At 62.0% G+C, this 1,088-nt stretch carries 1 protein-coding gene; it reads right to left on the bottom strand.

All coding sequences use genetic code 11. The features are described 5' to 3' along the window. On the bottom strand, positions 1 to 1,088 hold a 1,088-nt coding region (gene tuf / locus IEX93_RS11335), incomplete at both ends, for an elongation factor Tu (protein ID WP_188848288.1).

Below are 1,088 nucleotides of genomic sequence, written 5' to 3'. Positions count from 1 at the left end.
CCTCCTCCAACGCCACCGGCTTGATCAGCTCCACCGTAAACGTCACATTGTCCCCAGGCATCACCATCTCCACACCCGCCGGCAGCTGCACCACACCCGTCACATCCGTCGTCCGAAAGTAAAACTGCGGACGGTACCCGGAAAAAAACCCCGTGTGCCTACCCCCCTCCTCCTTCTTCAGCACATACACCGACGCCTCAAACTTCGTGTGCGGCGTAATCGTCCCAGGAGCAGCCAACACCTGCCCCCGCTCCACCTCCTCCCGGCTTACACCCCGCAAAAGCACACCCACATTGTCCCCAGCTATCCCCTCCTGCAGGGTCTTCCGGTGCATCTCCACACCCGTAACCACCGTCTTCCGCGTCTCCGGAACAAGGCCCACAATCTCCACCTCGTCCCCAACCTTCACCTTGCCCCGCTCAATCCGCCCAGTCGCCACCGTCCCACGACCCGTGATCGTAAACACGTCCTCCACCGGCATCAGGAACGGCTTGTCCACATCCCGCACCGGCGTGGGGATGTACTCGTCAATCGCGTCCAACAACTCCCAAATCTTGTCCACCCACTCGTTCTCCCCACGCCGCGTCCTCGGGTTCTTGTGCATCTGCTCAAGCGCAAGCAGCGCGCTCCCGCGAATCACCGGAACCTCGTCCCCGGGAAACTCGTACTGGTTCAGGAGGTCCCTCACCTCCATCTCCACCAGGTCCAAAAGCTCCGGGTCGTCCACCATGTCCACCTTGTTCATAAACACCACAATGTACGGCACCCCCACCTGCCGCGCCAACAAAATGTGCTCCCGCGTCTGCGGCATCGGCCCGTCCGCCGCCGACACCACCAAAATCGCCCCGTCCATCTGCGCGGCACCCGTGATCATGTTCTTGATGTAGTCCGCGTGACCAGGGCAGTCCACGTGGGAATAGTGCCGCTTCGCCGTCTCGTACTCCACGTGCGCCGTGTTGATCGTAATCCCACGCGCACGCTCCTCCGGCGCCTTGTCAATGTCCGCGTAGTCCCTAACCTCTACATTCGGGTTCTCCGCCGCCGCCACAAACGTCAACGCCGCCGTCAGCGTCGTCTTCCCGTGGTCC

The sequence above is a fragment of the Thermus composti genome, assembly GCF_014647535.1.
GTDB classification, from domain to species: Bacteria; Deinococcota; Deinococci; order Deinococcales; family Thermaceae; genus Thermus; species Thermus composti.
The sequence above is the reverse complement of the archived record's forward strand: the minus strand, read 5'-3'. Positions and strand labels throughout refer to the sequence as shown.